The 17,539-nt window shown below is 66.4% G+C and carries 18 protein-coding genes and 1 tRNA gene; 8 read left to right on the forward strand and 11 right to left on the reverse strand.

What is annotated here, in order from left to right; translation table 11 throughout:
- Positions 1 to 16: 16 nt before the first annotated feature.
- Together GGR36_RS15470 and GGR36_RS15475 are read right to left on the reverse strand one after the other, a co-directional pair.
- The gene (locus GGR36_RS15470; RefSeq protein ID WP_207064462.1) at positions 17 to 706 is read right to left on the reverse strand and encodes a response regulator transcription factor; all 690 of its coding nucleotides are present in this window, start codon (positions 704 to 706) and stop codon (positions 17 to 19) included.
- Positions 707 to 715: 9 nt separating this feature from the next.
- Positions 716 to 1,354, reverse strand: a complete 639-nt coding sequence (locus tag GGR36_RS15475) for an MBL fold metallo-hydrolase (protein ID WP_183635692.1) — start codon at positions 1,352 to 1,354, stop codon at positions 716 to 718.
- Between the two features lie 238 nt (positions 1,355 to 1,592).
- Between GGR36_RS15475 and GGR36_RS15480 the strand changes: the two genes are divergently transcribed.
- A complete protein-coding gene (locus GGR36_RS15480) occupies positions 1,593 to 3,794 on the forward strand; it encodes a putative bifunctional diguanylate cyclase/phosphodiesterase (protein ID WP_183635693.1) in 2,202 nt (733 codons plus the stop codon).
- A 92-nt stretch (positions 3,795 to 3,886) separates the two neighbouring features.
- Here the strand turns inward: GGR36_RS15480 and GGR36_RS15485 are convergent.
- Positions 3,887 to 3,963 (reverse strand) — tRNA-Arg (locus tag GGR36_RS15485).
- 139 nt (positions 3,964 to 4,102) lie between these two features.
- Between GGR36_RS15485 and GGR36_RS15490 the strand changes: the two genes are divergently transcribed.
- Positions 4,103 to 4,531, forward strand: a complete 429-nt coding sequence (locus GGR36_RS15490; protein ID WP_183635694.1) for a c-type cytochrome — start codon at positions 4,103 to 4,105, stop codon at positions 4,529 to 4,531.
- A 50-nt stretch (positions 4,532 to 4,581) separates the two neighbouring features.
- Here GGR36_RS15490 and GGR36_RS15495 read toward each other — a convergent pair whose 3' ends face one another.
- A complete protein-coding gene (locus GGR36_RS15495) occupies positions 4,582 to 5,295 on the reverse strand; it encodes a pirin family protein (protein WP_183635695.1) in 714 nt (237 codons plus the stop codon).
- 330 nt (positions 5,296 to 5,625) lie between these two features.
- Between GGR36_RS15495 and GGR36_RS15500 the strand changes: the two genes are divergently transcribed.
- Positions 5,626 to 6,126 (forward strand): flavin reductase family protein, encoded by a 501-nt coding sequence (locus GGR36_RS15500; RefSeq protein ID WP_183635696.1) that lies wholly within the window; start codon positions 5,626 to 5,628, stop codon positions 6,124 to 6,126.
- Between the two features lie 144 nt (positions 6,127 to 6,270).
- Entirely contained in the window at positions 6,271 to 7,767 is a 1,497-nt protein-coding gene (locus tag GGR36_RS15505; RefSeq protein ID WP_183635697.1) for a sensor histidine kinase, read from the forward strand.
- Here the strand turns inward: GGR36_RS15505 and GGR36_RS15510 are convergent.
- Positions 7,718 to 7,993: a DUF1653 domain-containing protein gene (locus tag GGR36_RS15510; protein WP_242533274.1), complete on the reverse strand. Its 276-nt coding sequence runs from the start codon at positions 7,991 to 7,993 to the stop codon at positions 7,718 to 7,720. The genes GGR36_RS15505 and GGR36_RS15510 overlap by 50 nt on opposite strands.
- A gap of 211 nt (positions 7,994 to 8,204) precedes the next feature.
- On the opposite strand from GGR36_RS15510, the gene GGR36_RS15515 reads away from it, so the two are divergent.
- Complete coding sequence (locus GGR36_RS15515) at positions 8,205 to 9,815, forward strand: protein adenylyltransferase SelO (RefSeq protein WP_183635698.1); 1,611 nt, start codon at positions 8,205 to 8,207, stop codon at positions 9,813 to 9,815.
- A gap of 18 nt (positions 9,816 to 9,833) precedes the next feature.
- Here the strand turns inward: GGR36_RS15515 and GGR36_RS15520 are convergent, their stop codons facing one another.
- The 6 genes from GGR36_RS15520 to dbpA all read right to left on the reverse strand — a co-directional run bounded on the left by GGR36_RS15520 (position 9,834) and on the right by dbpA (position 16,208).
- A complete protein-coding gene (locus tag GGR36_RS15520) occupies positions 9,834 to 10,643 on the reverse strand; it encodes a substrate-binding periplasmic protein (protein WP_183635699.1) in 810 nt (269 codons plus the stop codon).
- Between the two features lie 83 nt (positions 10,644 to 10,726).
- Entirely contained in the window at positions 10,727 to 11,494 is a 768-nt protein-coding gene (locus GGR36_RS15525) for an alpha/beta fold hydrolase (protein WP_183635700.1), read from the reverse strand.
- Entirely contained in the window at positions 11,491 to 12,522 is a 1,032-nt protein-coding gene (locus GGR36_RS15530; protein WP_183635701.1) for a M14 family zinc carboxypeptidase, read from the reverse strand. Before GGR36_RS15530 ends, GGR36_RS15525 begins: the two co-directional genes overlap by 4 nt.
- Before the next feature lie 126 nt (positions 12,523 to 12,648).
- The gene (locus GGR36_RS15535; RefSeq protein WP_183635702.1) at positions 12,649 to 13,755 is read right to left on the reverse strand and encodes an OmpA family protein; all 1,107 of its coding nucleotides are present in this window, start codon (positions 13,753 to 13,755) and stop codon (positions 12,649 to 12,651) included.
- Between the two features lie 113 nt (positions 13,756 to 13,868).
- Entirely contained in the window at positions 13,869 to 14,756 is an 888-nt protein-coding gene (locus GGR36_RS15540) for a spermine/spermidine synthase domain-containing protein (protein ID WP_183635703.1), read from the reverse strand.
- Between the two features lie 36 nt (positions 14,757 to 14,792).
- Complete coding sequence (gene dbpA / locus GGR36_RS15545) at positions 14,793 to 16,208, reverse strand: ATP-dependent RNA helicase DbpA (RefSeq protein ID WP_183635704.1); 1,416 nt, start codon at positions 16,206 to 16,208, stop codon at positions 14,793 to 14,795.
- A gap of 240 nt (positions 16,209 to 16,448) precedes the next feature.
- Here dbpA and GGR36_RS15550 point away from each other — a divergent pair, with 240 nt between their 5' ends.
- The 3 genes from GGR36_RS15550 (at position 16,449) to GGR36_RS15560 (ending at position 17,506) form a co-directional block, all read left to right on the forward strand.
- Positions 16,449 to 16,652, forward strand: coding sequence for a cold-shock protein (locus GGR36_RS15550; protein ID WP_172202366.1), 204 nt, complete (start codon positions 16,449 to 16,451; stop codon positions 16,650 to 16,652).
- A 142-nt stretch (positions 16,653 to 16,794) separates the two neighbouring features.
- The gene (gene infA / locus GGR36_RS15555) at positions 16,795 to 17,049 is read left to right on the forward strand and encodes a translation initiation factor IF-1 (RefSeq protein ID WP_183635705.1); all 255 of its coding nucleotides are present in this window, start codon (positions 16,795 to 16,797) and stop codon (positions 17,047 to 17,049) included.
- 166 nt (positions 17,050 to 17,215) lie between these two features.
- Complete coding sequence (locus tag GGR36_RS15560; RefSeq protein WP_183635706.1) at positions 17,216 to 17,506, forward strand: hypothetical protein; 291 nt, start codon at positions 17,216 to 17,218, stop codon at positions 17,504 to 17,506.
- Positions 17,507 to 17,539: the final 33 nt, after the last annotated feature.

Raw genomic sequence — 17,539 nt, forward strand, 5'->3', positions numbered from 1 at the left:
CCCCGGCGGCCGTTTGTCATTCTTCGGTCAGGCGTTCGAGCCGGTAGCCGTAGTTATAGGTCGGCGTCAGCCGGTAGCCGTTTTCCGGGCGCAACGCGAGCTTGGTGCGCAGGCGGGAGACGTGGGTGTCGATGGTACGGGTGGCGACATTGGGATTGCGCCCCCACACGGCTTCAAGCAGGTGACCCCGCGAATAGAGCCGCCCGACATTGCGGAACAGGAACAGCGCGAGTTCGAATTCCTTGTCGGTCAGCTCGATCAAGGTGTCGCCAAGGCTGCACGCCTTGTTCGCAAGATCGAAGCGGTAGGGCGGCGCACTCAGTTCGCGCTCCGGTTCCTTCGGTCGCACGCGCCGCAGCACCGCGTCGATGCGTGACAGGAGCTCCAGGCGACGGACGGGTTTGACGATGTAGTCGTCGGCGCCGGCGCTGAGTGCCGCGACGATGTCTTCTTCCGCGTCGCGGGCCGTCACGAAGATCACCGGCGTCGGGTCGGCGCGATCTTCGCGCAGCCAGCGCAGGACTTCGGCACCCGAGATCTCGGGCACCATCCAGTCGATGAGGAACAGGTCGAAGCTCTCGCGGCTCGCCACCTTCATCAATTCGCGCGGATGCGCGAAGGCATGCACATCGTGACCGGCATCGCGCAGCCAGCCCTCGACGGTGCTGGATTGGTTACGGTCATCCTCGAGCATTGCCAGGCGCATGTCGGCTCCTCAGAGTCCTTCTGCAACAAAGGGGTTGGTGCGGCGCTCGCGCCCGATGGTCGACATCGGACCGTGGCCTGGAATGAAGCTGACGTCGTCGCCGAGCGCCCACAGTTTGGTGCGGATCGACGTGACGAGCGTGTTGAAGTCGCCGCGCGGGAAGTCGGTGCGGCCGATCGAGCCGGCAAACAGCACGTCGCCGACCAGTGCGAGCTGGCTTGCGGCATGGAAGAACACGACATGGCCGGGGGTGTGGCCGGGGGTATGCAAGACCTGCAACGTCTGCTGGCCGATGGTGACGGTGTCGCCGTCTTCGAGCCAGCGATCCGGCTCGAACTGCTCGACCTGCGGGAAACCGAACATGCGTGACTGCTGGGGCAGCGCCTCGATCCAGAAACGCTCCTCGGGCTGCGGCCCTTCGATCGGGACGCCTGCGCGGCGCGCGATCTCGGCGGTGCCGCCGGCGTGATCGATGTGGCCGTGGGTCAGCAGGATCTTTTCAAGCTCAAGCCCTTCGCGCGCGACTTCGGCCAGCAAGCGGTCGGCCTCGCCGCCGGGGTCGACCAGTGCCGCCTTGCGTGTCTGTGGACACCAGAGCAAGGTGCAATTCTGCTGGAAGGGCGTGACGGTGAGGATCCGGTATTGCAAGGGGCTGGCCTCCGAAAGCGCCCATTCTAGCGCCGCCAATGCTGCCTTGTAGTTGCGCCGGTCACGCTGGGCGGCCGAGCGCGCTCAAGTTGCAGCGCGCGGTGTCCGTTAGTAGGGGCATGCCGCCGGCAGGGGCAGGCCTCGTATCGTGGCGCCCTGCGCGGGCCAAGCCGCCACGACGAAGCGTCGCGGTGGCGCCAAGTGACGCTAAACTCGGACGCCGAACGCGAATCCACAAATGGCCAAACCGCTGCTGCGTCTTCCACTGATCGCGAGTCCGATGGGCATCGCAGCCAAGCTGAGCTTGCTGGCGGTGTCTACGATCCTGTTGACCGCCGTGGCGATCGGCATCGCGGTGGTACGGACCCAGTCGAAGCTCGCCCATGAGGCACTGCGCGAACACGGCGCTGCGGTCACGGCGATGCTGGCGCAGAGCGGCGAGTTCCCGCTCTACAGCGCCAACCGCGCGGCGCTCACGCAATTGCTGGAAAGCCTGATGGGCAACAAGGATGTGGCCTACGCCGCGTTCTACGCGGCGGATCACACACTGCTGGTCGAACGGCGCTTAAGTGCAGCACCGCAGGCAGTGGTGCCAGCCTCCGATTGGCCCGAAACAGGCGTCGCGGTGCGCAACGTGGGTGCCGATGTCACCGAGTTTCTCGCAGCCGTGCGTGCGCGTGGCGAGGAAGTGGCCAGCAGCGAAACGGTCGGGATTCCCCGCAGCGAGACCCTCGGCTACGTGCGCCTGGGCTTGTCGAACGCCCGTGCGACCGGCGAGGCGGTGTTCTTCATCAACGAGACGGCGCGTTTCGCGATCGTCGTGACGGCACTGGCAATCGTGCTGACCACCTTGTTCACCCGGCGCCTGGTGCAGCCGCTGCGGGATCTGTCACGCACCGCGCGGGAAGTGGCCGAAGGGCGGCTCGGGCAGACGGTGCAGATCGCCTCGTCCGATGAACTGGCGGATCTGGGCCGCGCGTTCCAGCACATGGTGGATAGCCTCGGGGTATCGCGTGCACGCCTGATGGAATACCAGAACCTGCTCGAAGACCGGGTGCAGTCGCGCACCCGCGAACTTGAACAGGCGACGGCGCAGGCCCTCGATCTGGCTCAGCGCGATACGCTGACCGGCTTGCCGAACCGCGCGCATTTCACCGCCATGCTCGAGCAGGCGCTCGCCGCCCATGCCGGCAGCGGCGAACGCATCGCCGTGCTGTTCCTTGATCTCGATCTGTTCAAGCGCATCAACGACACCCTCGGGCACCAGACCGGCGACAGCCTGCTCCAGTACATCGCCAACGCGCTGCGCGGTGCCCTGCGCGACGGCGATCTGGTGGCGCGACTCGGCGGTGACGAGTTTGTCATCCTCGCCCGCGACGTGCGCAGCACCGACCAGGTCAGCGGCATTGCCCGGCGGGTGCTGAATGCATTTCATGCGCCGGTGGAACTGGCCGGGCATGCCTTCAAGGTTGGGTTCTCGATCGGCATCAGCATCTGCCCCGATCATGGCAACGACGCGCAGACCTTGCTGAAAAACGCTGATCTGGCGATGTATGCGAGCAAGGAAGCGGGCCGCGGCGGTTACCGCTTCTACACGCCGGATCTCAACCAGCACGCGATGGAGCGACTGAATATCGAGAACGGCTTGCGCCGCGCGCTGGACAACGACACAGAGCTGTTCCTCGAATTCCAGCCGCAGGTGGAACTGGCCGGCGGCCGCATGATCGCTGCCGAGGCGCTGCTGCGCTGGCGCACGCCCGAGGGCACCGTCATCCCGCCCGGGCGCTTCATCCCGATCGCCGAGGAGACGGGCCTGATCGTGCCGATCGGCGAGAAGGTGCTGCGCAGCGCCTGCGCCGCGCTTGCGCGCTGGCGCGCAGCCGGCCTGCCGATGCCGCGGGTGGCGGTGAATATCGCAGCGCCGCAGTTTGAAAGCCGCAAGTTCGGAGAAACCGTCGCCGCCGCGCTCGCCGAATTCAATGTGCCGGCCGACCGTATCGAACTTGAACTCACCGAGAGCGTGATCGTGCGTGACGCCGATGCGGCCCTGCGCGCGATGGCGCGGCTCAAGGAGCTGGGTGTTTCGATCGCGCTGGACGATTTCGGCACCGGCTATTCCAGCCTGGCCTACTTGTCGCGCATGCCGATCGACCTGGTGAAGATCGATCGTGCCTTCGTGATGCGCACTACCGAAGACGAAAGCGCGCGCACCATCGTGCGCTCGATCGTCGCCCTGTCGCATGCGCTGCGGCACAAGGTCGTCGCGGAGGGGGTCGAGACACGGGCGCAACTGACCCAGCTGCGGCGTTCCGGCTGCGACTATGTGCAAGGCTATCTGCTGGCGCGGCCGATGTCCGAAGCCGCACTGACGGCGTGGCTGTCGAGCCCGATCACCCCGGCCGAGGCCTTGCTTGGCGACAAGGACGGCGGGCTCCTCTAGGGAAGGCCTGATGAAGTGGCTCCTTGCGGCGCGACGACACCGGCGCCACAAGCTTGGGCAGCAAATGAATTGGGGAGCGTAAAGGGCGGGACTGGCGCGACCGGCGGGATTCGAACCCACGACCCCTGGCTTCGGAGGCCAGTACTCTATCCAGCTGAGCTACGGTCGCACAGCCGGGCAATGATAGCGCAAAGCCCCTCCAGCGTCCATGCAGGGTGCTGCAGCGCGGCGAAAAGTCCCGCTATAATCAGCGTCTTGCGTGGCAGGGGGCCACGCAGCTCAACGTCCAGGACACCACGCAGGCCACCATGTCGATCCGCTCAACGCTTCCGCTCGCACTCCTTTCGGCCATCCTGATTGCGGGCTGCAACAAGTCGCAGCCGGTCAATGAGGAAGAGACCGCCACGCTGATCCAGCCGGTCGCCAAGGTGGCGTTGGCAGCCGCCGACGCAGGCGCCGCCAAGGGCAGCCGCACCGGCGAGCAGGTCGTGACGGCCGTGTGCAGCGCCTGCCACGGTTCCGGCGCGTTGAACGCACCGAAGATCGGCGACAACGCCGCCTGGGCGCCGCGCATCGGCGCTGGTCTCGAAGGTCTGACCAAGTCGGCCATCGCCGGCAAGAACTCGATGCCCGCTCGCGGTGGCAACCCGGACCTGACCGATGAAGAAATCGCACGCGCGATCGCCTTCATGGCCAACAAGTCCGGCGCGTCGTTCAAGGCACCCGAACCCAAGTAAGCATCCGGGGTCGTGCATAACGGGCTGCCCGCGGGCGGCCCGTTTGTTTTTCAGGCGTCCGCGACAGGCGGCAGATCGAACAGCAGCACTTCGCCCTGCTCGACCCCATCGACCGTCAGCAGCGTCTCGTCGCGGATGCGGGCGCCATCGCCGGCACCGAGCGGGACGCCATTGAGCCTGACGCTGCCGCGGGCGACATGCAGGTAGGCCAGGCGATCGGCGCCAAGCTTCACCTCGGCCGTTTCGCCCTGATCGAACAGGCCGGCGTGGATCGTCGCGTCCTGATGCAGCGTGACGCTGCCCTCGCGACCGTCGGGTGAAGCCACGAGCCGGAAGCGGCCGCGCTTGTCGTCCGCGCTGAAGCGGATCTGTTCGTAACCCGGATCGATGCCACGCTCGGCCGGCAGAATCCAGATCTGCAGAAAATGCACCGGCTCGCGCTGCGACGGATTGAATTCGCTGTGCATCACGCCGCGTCCGGCGCTCATGCGCTGCACGTCGCCCGGTTCGATCAGCGTGCCGTTGCCCATGCTGTCGCGGTGTTGCAGGGTACCGTCGAGCACGTAGCTGACGATTTCCATATCGCGGTGCCCGTGCGTGCCGAAACCCATGCCAGGGGCCACGCGGTCGTCGTTGATCACCCGCAGCACGCTCCAGCCCATCTGCTGCGGGTCGTAATAGTCGGCGAACGAGAAGGTGTGATGGCTGTCGAGCCAGCCGTGATTGGCGTGGCCACGTGCCGCTGCGGGTCGGATCTGGATCATGAGGGGCTCCTGCCTGGCGGACCGATGAATTTCGATCAGCGTGTAAGGCAAGCATAGAAAAGCTCGTGCTTCACAAAAAGCGATCGTTTCTCGCACTTTTCATGAAACAGGCTCAACAAAAAAGTCGCGGCAGGAGGTGCGAGCGGCACAAAGCGCAGAAGCAGGCTGGTTCGCCGCCGAGACTCGCCTCTGCGCGGCCGCTCGCAGAGTTGATTACGGCTGCTGACGAGCAGCCTTGAATGCTAATTTGACCCTGCTGGCAGTCGGGTCGACGCCGTCGGCACCCGGCCCCATAATCCTGCCCTCCCGAAGCAGACCGAGAAGTGCGCAATGCCTGATCCCGACGACCAGCCCGAATTCGACACCCTGGCCTTTCGCCGCGCACTTGGCGAGTTCGCCACCGGCATCACGGTGGTCACCGCGCGCACGCCGGAGGGGCGGCGCGTCGGTCTGACGGTCAACTCTTTCAACTCGGTGTCCCTCAGCCCGCCACTGGTGCTGTGGAGTCTCGCGCGCCACCTGCCGGTGATGGACGACTTCCTGCGCTGCTCGCACTACGCGATCAACGTGCTGGCCTCGCACCAACACCCCTTGTCGCAGCGATTTGCGACACGTTCCGAAGACAAGTTCGTCGATCTGGATGTCGGCGAGGGGATAGGCGGCGCCCCGCTGCTGCATGGTTGCTGCGCCTGGTTCGAGTGCCGCAACGGCATCCGCCACGACGGTGGCGATCATGTGATCTTCATTGGTGAGGTGGAGCGTTTTGAGCGCGGCGGCGGCGAACCCCTGATCTACCACGCCGGACGGTATCGCTACCTGTCGGTCGACTGACCCGATGCCGCCCGGATCTGCCTGATCCAGTGCATCAAGGTTGACGCGACGCCTTGTCGCGGCGCGAATTCCGGGCCCATGATGGCGAACCGACCGCCGGGCGACCGGTCCGCTTGCGTTGATGTGCTCTCACGGAGTCCGGTCATGCGCTCTGCCGTCCTGACACAAGTCGAATGCCCCGACCGCGCTGCCGATCTGCTGACCCTGCAGAACGAAGTCCTCGAAGCGGTGGCGGTTGGCGCGCCGTTGCACCAGACCCTCGATCTGCTGTGCCGGCGGGTCGAGACCCTTGCGCCGGATGTGCGCTGCTCGGTGCTGCTGCTCGATGGACGCTACCTGCGGCACGGCGCTGCACCGAGTCTGCCCAAGGCCTATACCGACGCCATTGACGGCGTGGAGATCGGCCCCTCGGTGGGTTCTTGCGGCACTGCGGCCTATCGTGGCGAAGCGGTCGAGGTGACAGACATCGCCAACGACCCACTGTGGGCCCTTTACAAGCACGTCGCGCTGCCGCATCAGCTGCTGGCCTGCTGGTCCACGCCGATCCGCGCGCGCGATGGCAGCATCCTTGGCACCTTCGCGCTGTACTACGGGCAGATCCGCGGCAGCGCCGGTTTCCACCGCGACGCGGTCAAGGCCTCTACCCAGCTCGCCGCGATCGCAATCGAGCGCGCGCGCATGGACGACGCCGAGCACCAGCGCCTCGAACAGCTCGCCGACAGCAATGCGCGCATCGAACTGCTCAACCGCACGCTGGAGCAACGCGTCGCCGCGCGCACGCGCGACCTTGATCAACGCAATGCCGAACTGGCGCGCGCCTTCGACGAACTGCAGCGGACCCAGGGCGAACTGGTCGAAGTGCGCCGGCTCGCCAGCCTGGCGCGGCTGGTTGCCGGTATCGCCCACGAACTCAACACGCCGCTCGGTAACGCGCGTGTGCTGGCCACCACGCTGCAGTCGCGCTGTGACGAATTCAATGCCCTGCGCTCGGGGCCGCTGCGCCGCTCTGATGTCGACCATTTCGTGGCGGACGTCGTCGAGGCCGCCAGCTTGCTGGAGCAAGCGATCGCAACCGCGGTCGGCAGCGTCGGCAGCTTCAAGGCGGTGGCGGTGGAGCAGCCCGCCGCCGCACGCGCCAGCTTCGCGGTGGCCGACACCCTGCTTTACGTCTCGCATCTCTTTGCGCCGGAACTTCGCGAGATCGCATGTACCGTCAGGCTCGAAGCCGCCGAAGATCTGATCCTCGACAGCTATCCCGCCGCGCTGCAGCAGGTCCTGTGCGCGCTGGTGGAAAACGCGCTGCTGCATGGCCTGCCGGCGCAGGCGCTCCCGGTGTTGAGCCTGCGCGCCCGCACGGTCGACACCACGAGCATCGAGATCGCGGTTGGTGACAACGGTGCCGGAATCCCGGCGGACGATCTCGCCAAGGTGTTCGACCCCTTCTTCACGACACGACTCGCGCAAGGCAGCAGCGGGCTCGGCCTGCATGTGGCGCACAACGTGGTGCGCGGCGCCCTGGGCGGCACGATCCGGATCGAGAGCACGCCGGCGGAGGGCACGACCGTGTTCGTGCGCCTGCCCCGCAGCGCGCCTATTCCGTCGGACCCGGCAAGTCCAGGGGCGCGAAGCGCGGCTGCGTGACGCCAGCGATGCTTACGCTGCCGACGAACATCTCGTAGGGCCGGACCCACAGGCCGCTGGCGTTGTAGAGCGGTCGATACAGCACCAGCGCTTCGAGCGTCTCGCTGTGGCGCACGACGCCCAGCACTTCGTATTCGCCGCCTTTGTAATGGCGGTAACGGCCGGCGCGAAGGGTCGGGAGCGGGGTGAGTTCGGGCTCGGGCATCGTGTCTCTCGGGGTGGGCATCGTGTTATGCCGTGGCGGGCAGGGTGCGCAACCGGTGCCGGCGCTTGGCGCTGCGGGTGGCACATCGTAATCGGAGTGGCGAACGTCGGCGACCCGCGCTGATCCGTCTACCATCCGTCACCGGTTTGTGCCGCCCGGGTGGTGCGAACCAGACGGCGAACCGGCGCCCCGCGTCGCGGTCTGACACCGCAGCCACTCAGAGAAAGCACCGATGAACGCAATCGATACCCTGCTGCGCCCGTTCGACGAACTCGCCTTCGACGACCTGTTCGTGCGCTCCCATACGGCCGATCCGGGGACGCACAACCAGCCCCGGCAGGTGCCCGGCGCGGCCTACAGTCGCCTGGCGCCGACGCCGGTGGTCGCGCCCCGCCTGCTGGCGTGGTCGGACCGGCTGGGCGAGTCGCTCGGCATCGCCCGCCCGCAACGACCGGACGGCATCGAGGCCCAGGTGCTGGGCGGCAACCGGGTGCTGCCCGGCATGCAGCCATACGCGGCGCGTTACGGCGGCCATCAGTTCGGGCAGTGGGCTGGCCAGCTCGGCGACGGGCGCGCGATCACCCTGGGCGAGATCCTGGATACGCATGGCGCGCGGCAAGAGCTGCAGCTCAAGGGCGCCGGCCGCACGCCTTACTCGCGCCATGCCGATGGCCGCGCGGTGTTGCGTTCTTCGGTGCGTGAATTTCTCTGCAGCGAGGCGATGCACCACCTCGGGATTCCCACGACGCGAGCCCTGTCGCTGGTGGCGACCGGCGAAGGCGTGGTGCGCGACATGTTCTACGACGGCAATCCGCAGACCGAACCGGGCGCCGTCGTGTGCCGCGTCGCGCCCTCCTTCGTGCGTTTCGGCAACTTCGAGATCTTTGCCGCCGAGAACGAAGCGAACAATCTGCGTGGCCTCGCCGACTGGATCATCCGCCATCACTACCCGCAGCTTGGCGAGCCGGGCCCCGCGACCTATGCGGCGTGGTTCGCCGAAATCTGCCGTCGCACCGCCGACATGGTGGTGCACTGGATGCGGGTGGGCTTCGTGCACGGGGTGATGAACACCGACAACATGTCCATCCTTGGCCTCACGATCGACTACGGCCCCTACGGCTGGCTCGAGGATTTCGACCTGCGCTGGACGCCCAACACCACCGACGCCCAGGGCCGGCGCTACTGCTACGGCCAGCAGCCGCAGATTGCCTACTGGAACCTGACGCGGCTGGCAGGCGCCCTGAGCGATCTGGCTGCCGACGACGACGCGTTGCGCGCGGGCCTCGAAACCTACCGCCAACGTTTCGGCCAGCAATGGTCGCGCGCGCTCGCCGACAAATTGGGCATCGATGCGATCGAAGGCGACGCGGACGACCCGCTGATCATCGATCTGTTCGCGCTGCTGCAGCAGGCCGAGACCGACATGACGCTGTTCTTCCGTTTGCTCGCCGCGGTGCCGGTGGGCGACAGTGCCTCGCCGGAGGCGCGCCTCGCCACGCTGCGCGAAGCCTTCTACGCGCCGAACCTGCTTGATGGCACGCATGGCCATGCGGTGGCCGAATGGCTCGACCGCTATGCCGCGCGGGTGCGCCAGCTCGGCGAGCCGACAGAATTGCGCGTCGCGCGCATGAACCGCACCAATCCGAAATACGTGCTGCGCAACTGGATCGCCCAGCAGGCCATCGATGCAGCGAGCGAGGGCGATACCGCGCCGATCGAACGCCTGCTGCAGGTGCTGCAGCGCCCCTACGACGAACAGCCAGAGCACGCCGACCTGTTCGCAAAACGCCCCGAGTGGGCACGCCAGCGGCCGGGCTGCTCGGCCTTGTCCTGCAGTTCCTGAGGCGCGGCGTCTGCGGGCCTAACGGGGTTTGTCGTTTTTCTCGGGTGCTGTTTGCTCGAGCAGACGCTCGCGCCAGCGCGACAGGATGCGCGCAACCGAGCCGTCGGCCATGGCCGCGGCATGGCCGCGCTCGAAGTCCGCAAGCGCGCGTGCGCCATCAGGGTGTTGCAGGCTGAAGCCGATGTGGCTGTCCAGCGGGCCGAGCTCGCAGGCGACGCGCGGCGGGCTCGCGAGGCCCGCATCCCGCACCACGAAGTCGAGTGTCTTCAACGGGTCGAGTTGCAGCGCCACCGCGTCCATCCGACCGGCCGCGAGCATCCGCAGCGCGAGCGTTTCGCTGAGCGCGACGCTGACGTCGATATGCGGCTGGCGAACAAGCTGTTCGAAGCGCGGTGCGTACTCATAGCCGTTGACGCGGCCGATGGTGGCACCCTGCCACGCCGCGGCGTCACAGCTGTCGACCTTCCTGAAGCTGACCAATACGGTCGTCACGCGATACAGCGGCGTCTTTGGCAAACGGACTTGCCGACCCATGGCTTCGTCACCGCCCACCGCGACGCACCCGACCACGCTGCCGGCCAGCAGCTCTGCCTTGCAGCGGGCATACGGCACCACCCGCAGCAAGATCTTCCTGCCCGCGTGCGCGAAGGCGGTCTGCACGATTTCGTTGGCGGCGCCGCTGCCGTCGGCCTGCGACCAGGGCGCAGCGGCATCCTCGACATCGATCACCAGCGGAGCCGTTGGGGCTGCGTCAGTCGCAGGGCAGCACAGCACCATGGCGGCCAGCGCCAGGGCTTTAGGCATTGCCCCGCGGAACTGCTGCAGCATGGCGAGCTCTCCATCTCCGGTCAGGGACGAACCATTGGGCTCAGCGGTGCGGCCGACACCCGGCGCACGCTACGCCAGGGCCGTCACACCGGCTGCGGCGATTGCCAGCGCCGGATCTGCGCGATCACCCAATCGCCGTCGTCGCGAGGCAAATCATGACCGGCGGCCGGATGGGTGACAAGCGGTGCGCCCCACCGTGCCGCCAGTTGCGCCGAGCAGCGTGGGTCGACCAGCGCGTCACGCGCACCCGACAGGATCAGCAGCGGCACGCGCGGTGGTGCAAGCGGGGCGCGATAGCGCATTGCCGCCAGCAACTGGCACAGCGCATTCCGGCGTGATACCGGGCGTGCCTGGCGGGTCGCGATCCACTCATTGATGCAGGCGGTTTCATCGCTGACGCAGCGCGTGGTGGCGCGGAAGATCGTTCGCTCCCACGCAGCGGCGCTGCCGCCGAACACCGCCAGACGCAGCAGCGCCGCGTAGTTGCGCGGTCGCAGCCGCTGCCAGAACGGGCTGAACGGGCGCAGGCTGGTGTTGATCAGCACGGCGCGCTCGATTTCAAGCGGATGGGCATGCGCCCAGCAAACGGTGAGCATCGCGCCGAGCGACATTGCGACAATGCGGTAGGGCGGGGCGATGCCTTGCCGCATCAACTCTGCGCGCGCCGCATCGACCATGACTTCGACACGTGTCGGGCTCGCGACATGGTTGAGCACTCCATTGCCGGGCAGGTCGATGCAATGCACTGCGCAGCCCGCCTGCGCCGCTTGCAGGCGCTCGGGGAAGCAGCCCCAGTGGCCTTGCTCACGCGTGAGACCGCGCAGCAGTATCCAGGGTGTCGGGCGGTTCATGTGGCCCCTGTACCCGAGCCGTACCAGTCGCGCATCGCCAGTTCGTAGTGGCGCGAGCGTTCCTGCGGCGCTGGCAACCAGCGACTGTGGCTGCTGGCCGCACGTGCCATGAAATCGAGCCATTGCATGTGCCGCCGCAGTACCCGTTGCTGACGGTGCGCGATGCCAGGGTTGAACATGCCGTGGCGCGAGAAGAGCTGGCGCGGGTTTTTCTTCACCCACAGCCAGGACCCCATCTCCAGCGTGAGCGGCAGGAAGATGCGCGTCGAGGCTTGCGTGGCGCGCAGGTAGAGGTAGTCCCAGAGATCGCCGTGCGTGAGGTAGCTCAGGCTTTGCGGTTCGAAGACGTAGCTGTGCTGGGCGTGCGTCTGGTCGAAGATTTCCTTGAGCGCGTGCACTTCGGGCAGGTGCCGGATCGGTTCCGAGGTGTGCGCGAAGGGGAACCAGATGCGATCGCGCAGGCCGAAGCCGGAGTGGCAGTCCACCGCTATGCTGAAGCTGCGCGACAGCAGTTCCCGATCGACCAGGTCGCACAAGGCCTGGCTTTCGGCCTCCATCGGGGCATTGCTGGGGCCGCGAAACCAGGGCAGCCAGCGTGTCAGCCGCTGCCCCCCGAGCAGAAACGGCACCTGTTCGAGTGCGTCCACCGGCGCGTTGCGCATCAGGTCGACGCCGTTGGGGTTGGCACGCGTGTTACGCCACACGCCGGCCGGGTTCACCAGCGGCATGAACACAATGCGCAAGGTTTCGAGCTGGCGGTGCAGCAGCGCGTCCCAGCGCAGCCGCACCACCAGACTGCGGAGGAACTCGATCACCACCTCGGCGCCGATCCGCTCCAGCCCGTGAATGCCGCCGAAGAAGCCTATCGCGGGGGCCTCCGGCGCGGGGTTGCCGAGGCTGATCGCATACACCGGGAAGCGCAGGCGGCCGCTTGCGACTTCGCACAGTACCTGGGCATCGAGGTGGCCTTCGCCCTGGCGAATCACGCGTTCCAGTTCGATCTGCAGCGCAAGTTCAGCGGGTGGCATCGGCTTCGGGTTCGGGGCGGGAACCGCAGCATAGCCCAGCCCGATTGCAGCAATTCGAGCCTGTCATGTGACAAGGCCGCCCGGCATGTGCGGGGCGGCCTTGGGGGTGGGCGCAGCGCGGGTGGCTCAGAGGCCGAACAGGCCCTTGAGCTTGGCCGCGGCGTCGATGGCGTTGACCGCGTCGTTGATCGTGATGCCCTTGCTCGCCTCCTGGCTGTTGCCCTGGGCTGGTGCTTGCTGCTGCGTCTGGCGTGCGGCAGGCGTGGCGCGCGGGGCGCTGGCCGTGGTTGTGCCGCCCGGGCTGGCGGCCGTGGCGCTGCGCGCGACGATCTCGACCCGCCGGTTCTTGGCGCGACCCGCGTCGGTGGTGTTGGGGGCCACCGGCTGCGTCATGCCACGGCCACTCGCGTTCAGGCGCCCCATGTCGATGCCCTGCTGGGTCGCCAGCGCCATCGCGACGGCGCTGGCGCGCGCTTCCGACAGCTGCTGGTTGGCGTCGGCGCCGCCCACATCGTCGGTGTGGCCGATGATGTCCAGCTTCAGTGTCGGGTTGTCCTGCAGCACCTTGCCCAGTTCCTTCAAGGTGGCGGCAGAGGCGGCGGTGAGCGTGGCCTTGCCGGTATCGAACTGGAAGCCGTAGAGGTCCACCTTGCCGTTTTCGCTCAGCGACTTGGCGATCGGGCTGTTGCCGCTGACGGCGATACGCCCGTCATCGAGTTGGCCCTTCTCGACGACGAACTGCCAGATGCCGCCGTCGTTTACCCACATCGAGACATAGGTGTTGCCGCGCTGCGCGGCGAGGTACTGATTGTCGCGGCTGTAGTTCAGGTACAGATCGCGCGCCTTCATCAGCTTCTGGAAATCGCCGAGGTTGGATTCGGTGCAGGGGCGTTCGCAGGTAAAAAGCTCCGTGAAGCCCGAACGGCGCAGCGCCGACTGGTAGTTGCGGAAGATCTGCAGCGCCGAGGCGGACTCGGGCCGGTTGTAGTGGATGTAGGTGACCGCGCCTTCGAGCGGCATCAGCTTGTCGGCGACGTATTCACTGCCGCGCAGGTAGGGCTTGCTGAGGATCAGCTGGAATTCTTCGTATTCCTTGAAGTCGTAATGATCCATCTTGGCGCCCGGGTAGGGCGGAACTTCCGGGTGATCCGGACCTGAGGCGCCAATGGCCGGGGTGGCACCCAAACCGAACAGGACGAAGCCGATGCCGAGCAGGCGGAAAGAAAGGCGCATGGAGTACGCGGGCAGCATTGTTTTGCCTCATGTGTGTTGGGGTCGCCGCGCATGATGCCGAATGGGTAACGGCAATTCCAGCATTGAATTCACACGGGATGTAAATCTCCGCGTCAGCGTCGCCGCTGGGCGCGCTGCGCGCTCTTCGCGAGTTTTTGCGTGAAGCCGCCAAAATCGAGGCCGAGTTTCTGAGACAAGACGCGCGCTTCGCGTTCAACGGCGGCCCAGTCCGGCGGATAGCCCTCGTCGTTGAAGGCGAAGGCGATACGGTTGCCGTCGCCCGCCACTTCCTGAACGATCAGGCGCTCGTGGAATACCTCGCGCAGCAGGTCGATATGGGCGGCGCTGTCTTCGCCCTTTACCGCGAGGTTGCAGACCAGCATGCCGGCGGGCTTGAGGCGGGCGCGGATATTCAGGTAGAAGCGCTCGTCGCAGAAGGCGGGCACGATGCCGTTCTCGTCGTAACCATCGAGCAGCACTACGTCGGCGCGATCCTCGGTGCTGGCGAAATACTCGACTGCGTCGGCGCACAGCACGGCGAGCCGCGCGTCGTCTGGCGGCACTGCAAACTGCTCGCGCAGCGCGATCACATCGGCGCTGATCTCCACCGTTGTTATGCGCGATCGCAGCAGGTGGCGATGGCAGAACTTGGTCAGGGAGCCGCCGCCCATGCCGATGATCACCAGATGCTTGGGTCGTGGCTGGAACAGCAGGAAAGCCATCATCTTGCGCGTGTAGGCAGCGTGCAGCGCAAAGGGTTCGGCGATCTCCATCTCGCTTTGCACCAGCGCCAGCGTGAAGTGCAAGCGCCGCAGCTTGCCGTCGTCAATCACGAAGGGGCGCGGGTACTCGCCGTCGCGTAGAAGGCGGATCAGGTGGTGGAGGTCGGTGTCAGCGGCTTCGAGCACGCGCACCACGCCACGTTCCTGCAGGAAGTTCGCGGGGAATTCCAGCAGGCCATCGGCGGTAACGCGTGCTTCGATTGAAGCGGGGCGGCTCATGTGAAGGGTGGCGATGAGGTGTTGCGCAGCGTTGAATCAGAGCCGCCGTACCTTGACGCGCTTGCCCTTGATCTTTCCCTCCGACAGGCGGCGCACCGCCTTGTCGGCGATATCGCGCGCCACCGCCACATAGGTCGACAGCTCCATCACGCTGATCTTGCCGACCTGCTCGCGAGTGAAGCCGGCTTCGCCGGTGAGCGCGCCGAGCACGTCGCCGGGCCGCATTTTTTCCTTACGTCCACCAAGGATCTGCAGCGTCGCCATCGGCGGCAACAGCGGCGCGGTATCGGCTTCGAGCTCAGCGAGCGCGTGCCATTCGGGCTCGAACTGCTGCGCCTCGGCGATGATCGCGATGCGGCGTTTCTCGTTCGGGCTGACCACGCTGAATGCCCAGCCATCGGCATCGCCACGGCCGGTGCGGCCGATGCGGTGCAGGTGCACTTCCGGGTCAGGCGTGACGTCGACGTTGATCACTGCTTCGAGCTGCGCGATGTCGAGGCCGCGCGCGGCCACGTCGGTGGCGACCAGCACCGAACAACTGCGCTGCGCGAACTGCACCAGCACCTGATCGCGTTCGCGCTGCTCCAGCTCACCATGCAGCGCGAGCGCAACGATGCCCGCGGCTTGCAGCGCGTCGGTCAGGTCGCGGCACTGTTGGCGCGTGTTGCAGAAGGCCAGCGTGCTGCCCGGGCGGTAGTGGCGCAGCAAGTGCACCACGGCGTCGAGTCGCGTTTCGGGGGTGACTTCGTAGAAGCGCTGGCGGATCTTGCTTGCGGCGTGCTGCTCGGCCAGTTTCACCGTCTGCGGCTGGCGCAGGAAACGCGCCGCGATGCGGGCAATGCCCTCGGGATAGGTCGCGGAAAACAGCAGGGTTTGACGGTCCGCAGGGCAGGCGCTGGCGACGTCGACCATGTCGTCATGAAAGCCCATGTCGAGCATGCGGTCGGCCTCGTCGAGTACCAGCGTCGCCAGTGCATCGAGTTGCAGCGCACCGGTGTCGAGGTGATCGAGCACGCGGCCAGGCGTGCCGACGACGACATGCGCACCATGGGCGAGGCTCTCGCGCTGAGGCCGCGCCGGCGAGCCGCCGCACAGCGTGAGCACCTTGATGTTGTCGGCGGCACGCGCAAGGCGGCGGATCTCGCCGCTGACCTGCTCGGCCAGCTCGCGGGTGGGGCATAGCACCAGCGCCTGTACGTCGAAGCGCGCGGTGTCGAGGCGCATCAGCAGTGGCAGCGCGAAAGCGGCGGTCTTGCCCGATCCGGTCTTCGCCTGCGCGATCAGGTCGCGACCGGCGAGCGCGAGCGGCAGGCTTGCGGCCTGGATCGGCGTCATCGTGTGATAGCCAAGCTGCGAAAGATTGGCGAGCACCGTCTCGGGCAGCGGCAATTCGCTGAAGGGCGGGCCGCCGGTCGCGGCGCGGGATTCCGGTGTCGGGGTGGTCTGGGTCATGCGCAATTATCCGCCGCGCAGGTGGGGCGTGGCCGGAAAATACGCAGTCGGATTTCAGTCGCCGGAAAATACTTGTTGCTTTATTCCCGGAATGGGCGCACCGTTCGCCTCGCGTTAATCAAGCAGTGTCTCTGTTGTTCGCTCATACCTCCGGTATTCCTGCTTTCATCGTTCCGCCGCCTTGACGACCGCCCAACCAGGGCAAGACCCTGTTCATTATTTCTATTCAGGAGATTCATCATGGCTGCAGGTACTGTGAAGTGGTTCAACGATTCCAAGGGCTTCGGTTTCATCACCCCGGATGGCGGTGGTCAAGATCTGTTCGCGCACTTTTCCGCCATTCAAGGTGGTGGTTTCAAGACGCTGCAGGAAAACCAGCGCGTCACGTTTGACGTGACCAAGGGCCCGAAGGGCGATCAGGCTTCGAACATCCGCCCGGAGTAAGCGTGACGCTGGCGGGTTTTCCACCCGCCAACGCACCGCATGCTCCGGCATCGCGTGCCACCCCGGTGGTGTGCGATGCCCCCGGAAAAGCCCGGCACTTTGCCGGGCTTTTTTGTTTTCGAATTGCCTGAGGAGTCCACACATGTCCAAGGAAGAACCGATCGTCATGAACGGTCAAGTCACCGAAGTGCTGCCCGATGCACGCTTCCGTGTCACGCTCGATAACGGGCACGAATTGGTCGCCTACACCGCGGGCAAGATGCGCAAGCACCGCATCCGCATCCTCACTGGCGACAAGGTCACGCTTGAAATGTCGGCCTACGACCTGAGCAAGGGTCGCATTACCTTCCGCGTGATCGAAGATCGCGGTCCGGCGCCGCAACGCCGCCGCTTCTGATCGACCCGTCTTGACGTCACGCCGCGCGGCGTCGGATAGTCGCGCGATGACCTCGGACGCCCTACTTCGGCGCGCGACACAGCGGCTTGTCGCGGCCATCCTCATCAGTCTCCTCTGTGCCTGCGGTGGTGTCGCTTTCCACCTGCCCGAGCACTCCGCCGAACACATGTCGGTACCGGTTCGCCTCGCGGCCGGCGAGCAGCGCCTTGCGCTCAGCACGCCGTCTGGCGCTGGCGCGGATCTCCGACTGGCCAGCGAAAACCCCGCAATCGTGGCGATCGAAGTGCGCGAGCACGGCATGGGCGCGGCCGATTTGACACTGGTGGCGAAGGCACCGGGCAGTGCCCGCGTGCATTACGTCAATCGCTCGATGTTGCCGCGAGATCCCGTCAAGCGCGCACAGATCGACTACATCCGTGCGGCCTCGCTGGGCAGCTTCCTTGTCACGGTGAAGTAGCGCAGGCCACCGCCTGCCGCGACGGTGTGTCGT

This window comes from Niveibacterium umoris, assembly GCF_014197015.1.
In the GTDB taxonomy this organism is placed as follows: domain Bacteria; phylum Pseudomonadota; class Gammaproteobacteria; order Burkholderiales; family Rhodocyclaceae; genus Niveibacterium; species Niveibacterium umoris.

Coding starts and splice junctions, on each gene's coding strand:
- GGR36_RS15470 (WP_207064462.1), bottom strand. CDS start 706: ATGCGCCTGGCAATGCTCGAGGATGACCGTAACCAATCCAGCACCGTC.
- GGR36_RS15480 (WP_183635693.1), top strand. CDS start 1,593: ATGGCCAAACCGCTGCTGCGTCTTCCACTGATCGCGAGTCCGATGGGC.
- GGR36_RS15490 (WP_183635694.1), top strand. CDS start 4,103: ATGTCGATCCGCTCAACGCTTCCGCTCGCACTCCTTTCGGCCATCCTG.
- GGR36_RS15495 (WP_183635695.1), bottom strand. CDS start 5,295: ATGATCCAGATCCGACCCGCAGCGGCACGTGGCCACGCCAATCACGGC.
- GGR36_RS15500 (WP_183635696.1), top strand. CDS start 5,626: ATGCCTGATCCCGACGACCAGCCCGAATTCGACACCCTGGCCTTTCGC.
- GGR36_RS15505 (WP_183635697.1), top strand. CDS start 6,271: ATGCGCTCTGCCGTCCTGACACAAGTCGAATGCCCCGACCGCGCTGCC.
- GGR36_RS15510 (WP_242533274.1), bottom strand. CDS start 7,993: ATGCCCACCCCGAGAGACACGATGCCCGAGCCCGAACTCACCCCGCTC.
- GGR36_RS15515 (WP_183635698.1), top strand. CDS start 8,205: ATGAACGCAATCGATACCCTGCTGCGCCCGTTCGACGAACTCGCCTTC.
- GGR36_RS15520 (WP_183635699.1), bottom strand. CDS start 10,643: ATGCTGCAGCAGTTCCGCGGGGCAATGCCTAAAGCCCTGGCGCTGGCC.
- GGR36_RS15525 (WP_183635700.1), bottom strand. CDS start 11,494: ATGAACCGCCCGACACCCTGGATACTGCTGCGCGGTCTCACGCGTGAG.
- GGR36_RS15530 (WP_183635701.1), bottom strand. CDS start 12,522: ATGCCACCCGCTGAACTTGCGCTGCAGATCGAACTGGAACGCGTGATT.
- GGR36_RS15535 (WP_183635702.1), bottom strand. CDS start 13,755: ATGCGCCTTTCTTTCCGCCTGCTCGGCATCGGCTTCGTCCTGTTCGGT.
- GGR36_RS15540 (WP_183635703.1), bottom strand. CDS start 14,756: ATGAGCCGCCCCGCTTCAATCGAAGCACGCGTTACCGCCGATGGCCTG.
- dbpA (WP_183635704.1), bottom strand. CDS start 16,208: ATGACCCAGACCACCCCGACACCGGAATCCCGCGCCGCGACCGGCGGC.
- GGR36_RS15550 (WP_172202366.1), top strand. CDS start 16,449: ATGGCTGCAGGTACTGTGAAGTGGTTCAACGATTCCAAGGGCTTCGGT.
- infA (WP_183635705.1), top strand. CDS start 16,795: ATGTCCAAGGAAGAACCGATCGTCATGAACGGTCAAGTCACCGAAGTG.
- GGR36_RS15560 (WP_183635706.1), top strand. CDS start 17,216: ATGTCGGTACCGGTTCGCCTCGCGGCCGGCGAGCAGCGCCTTGCGCTC.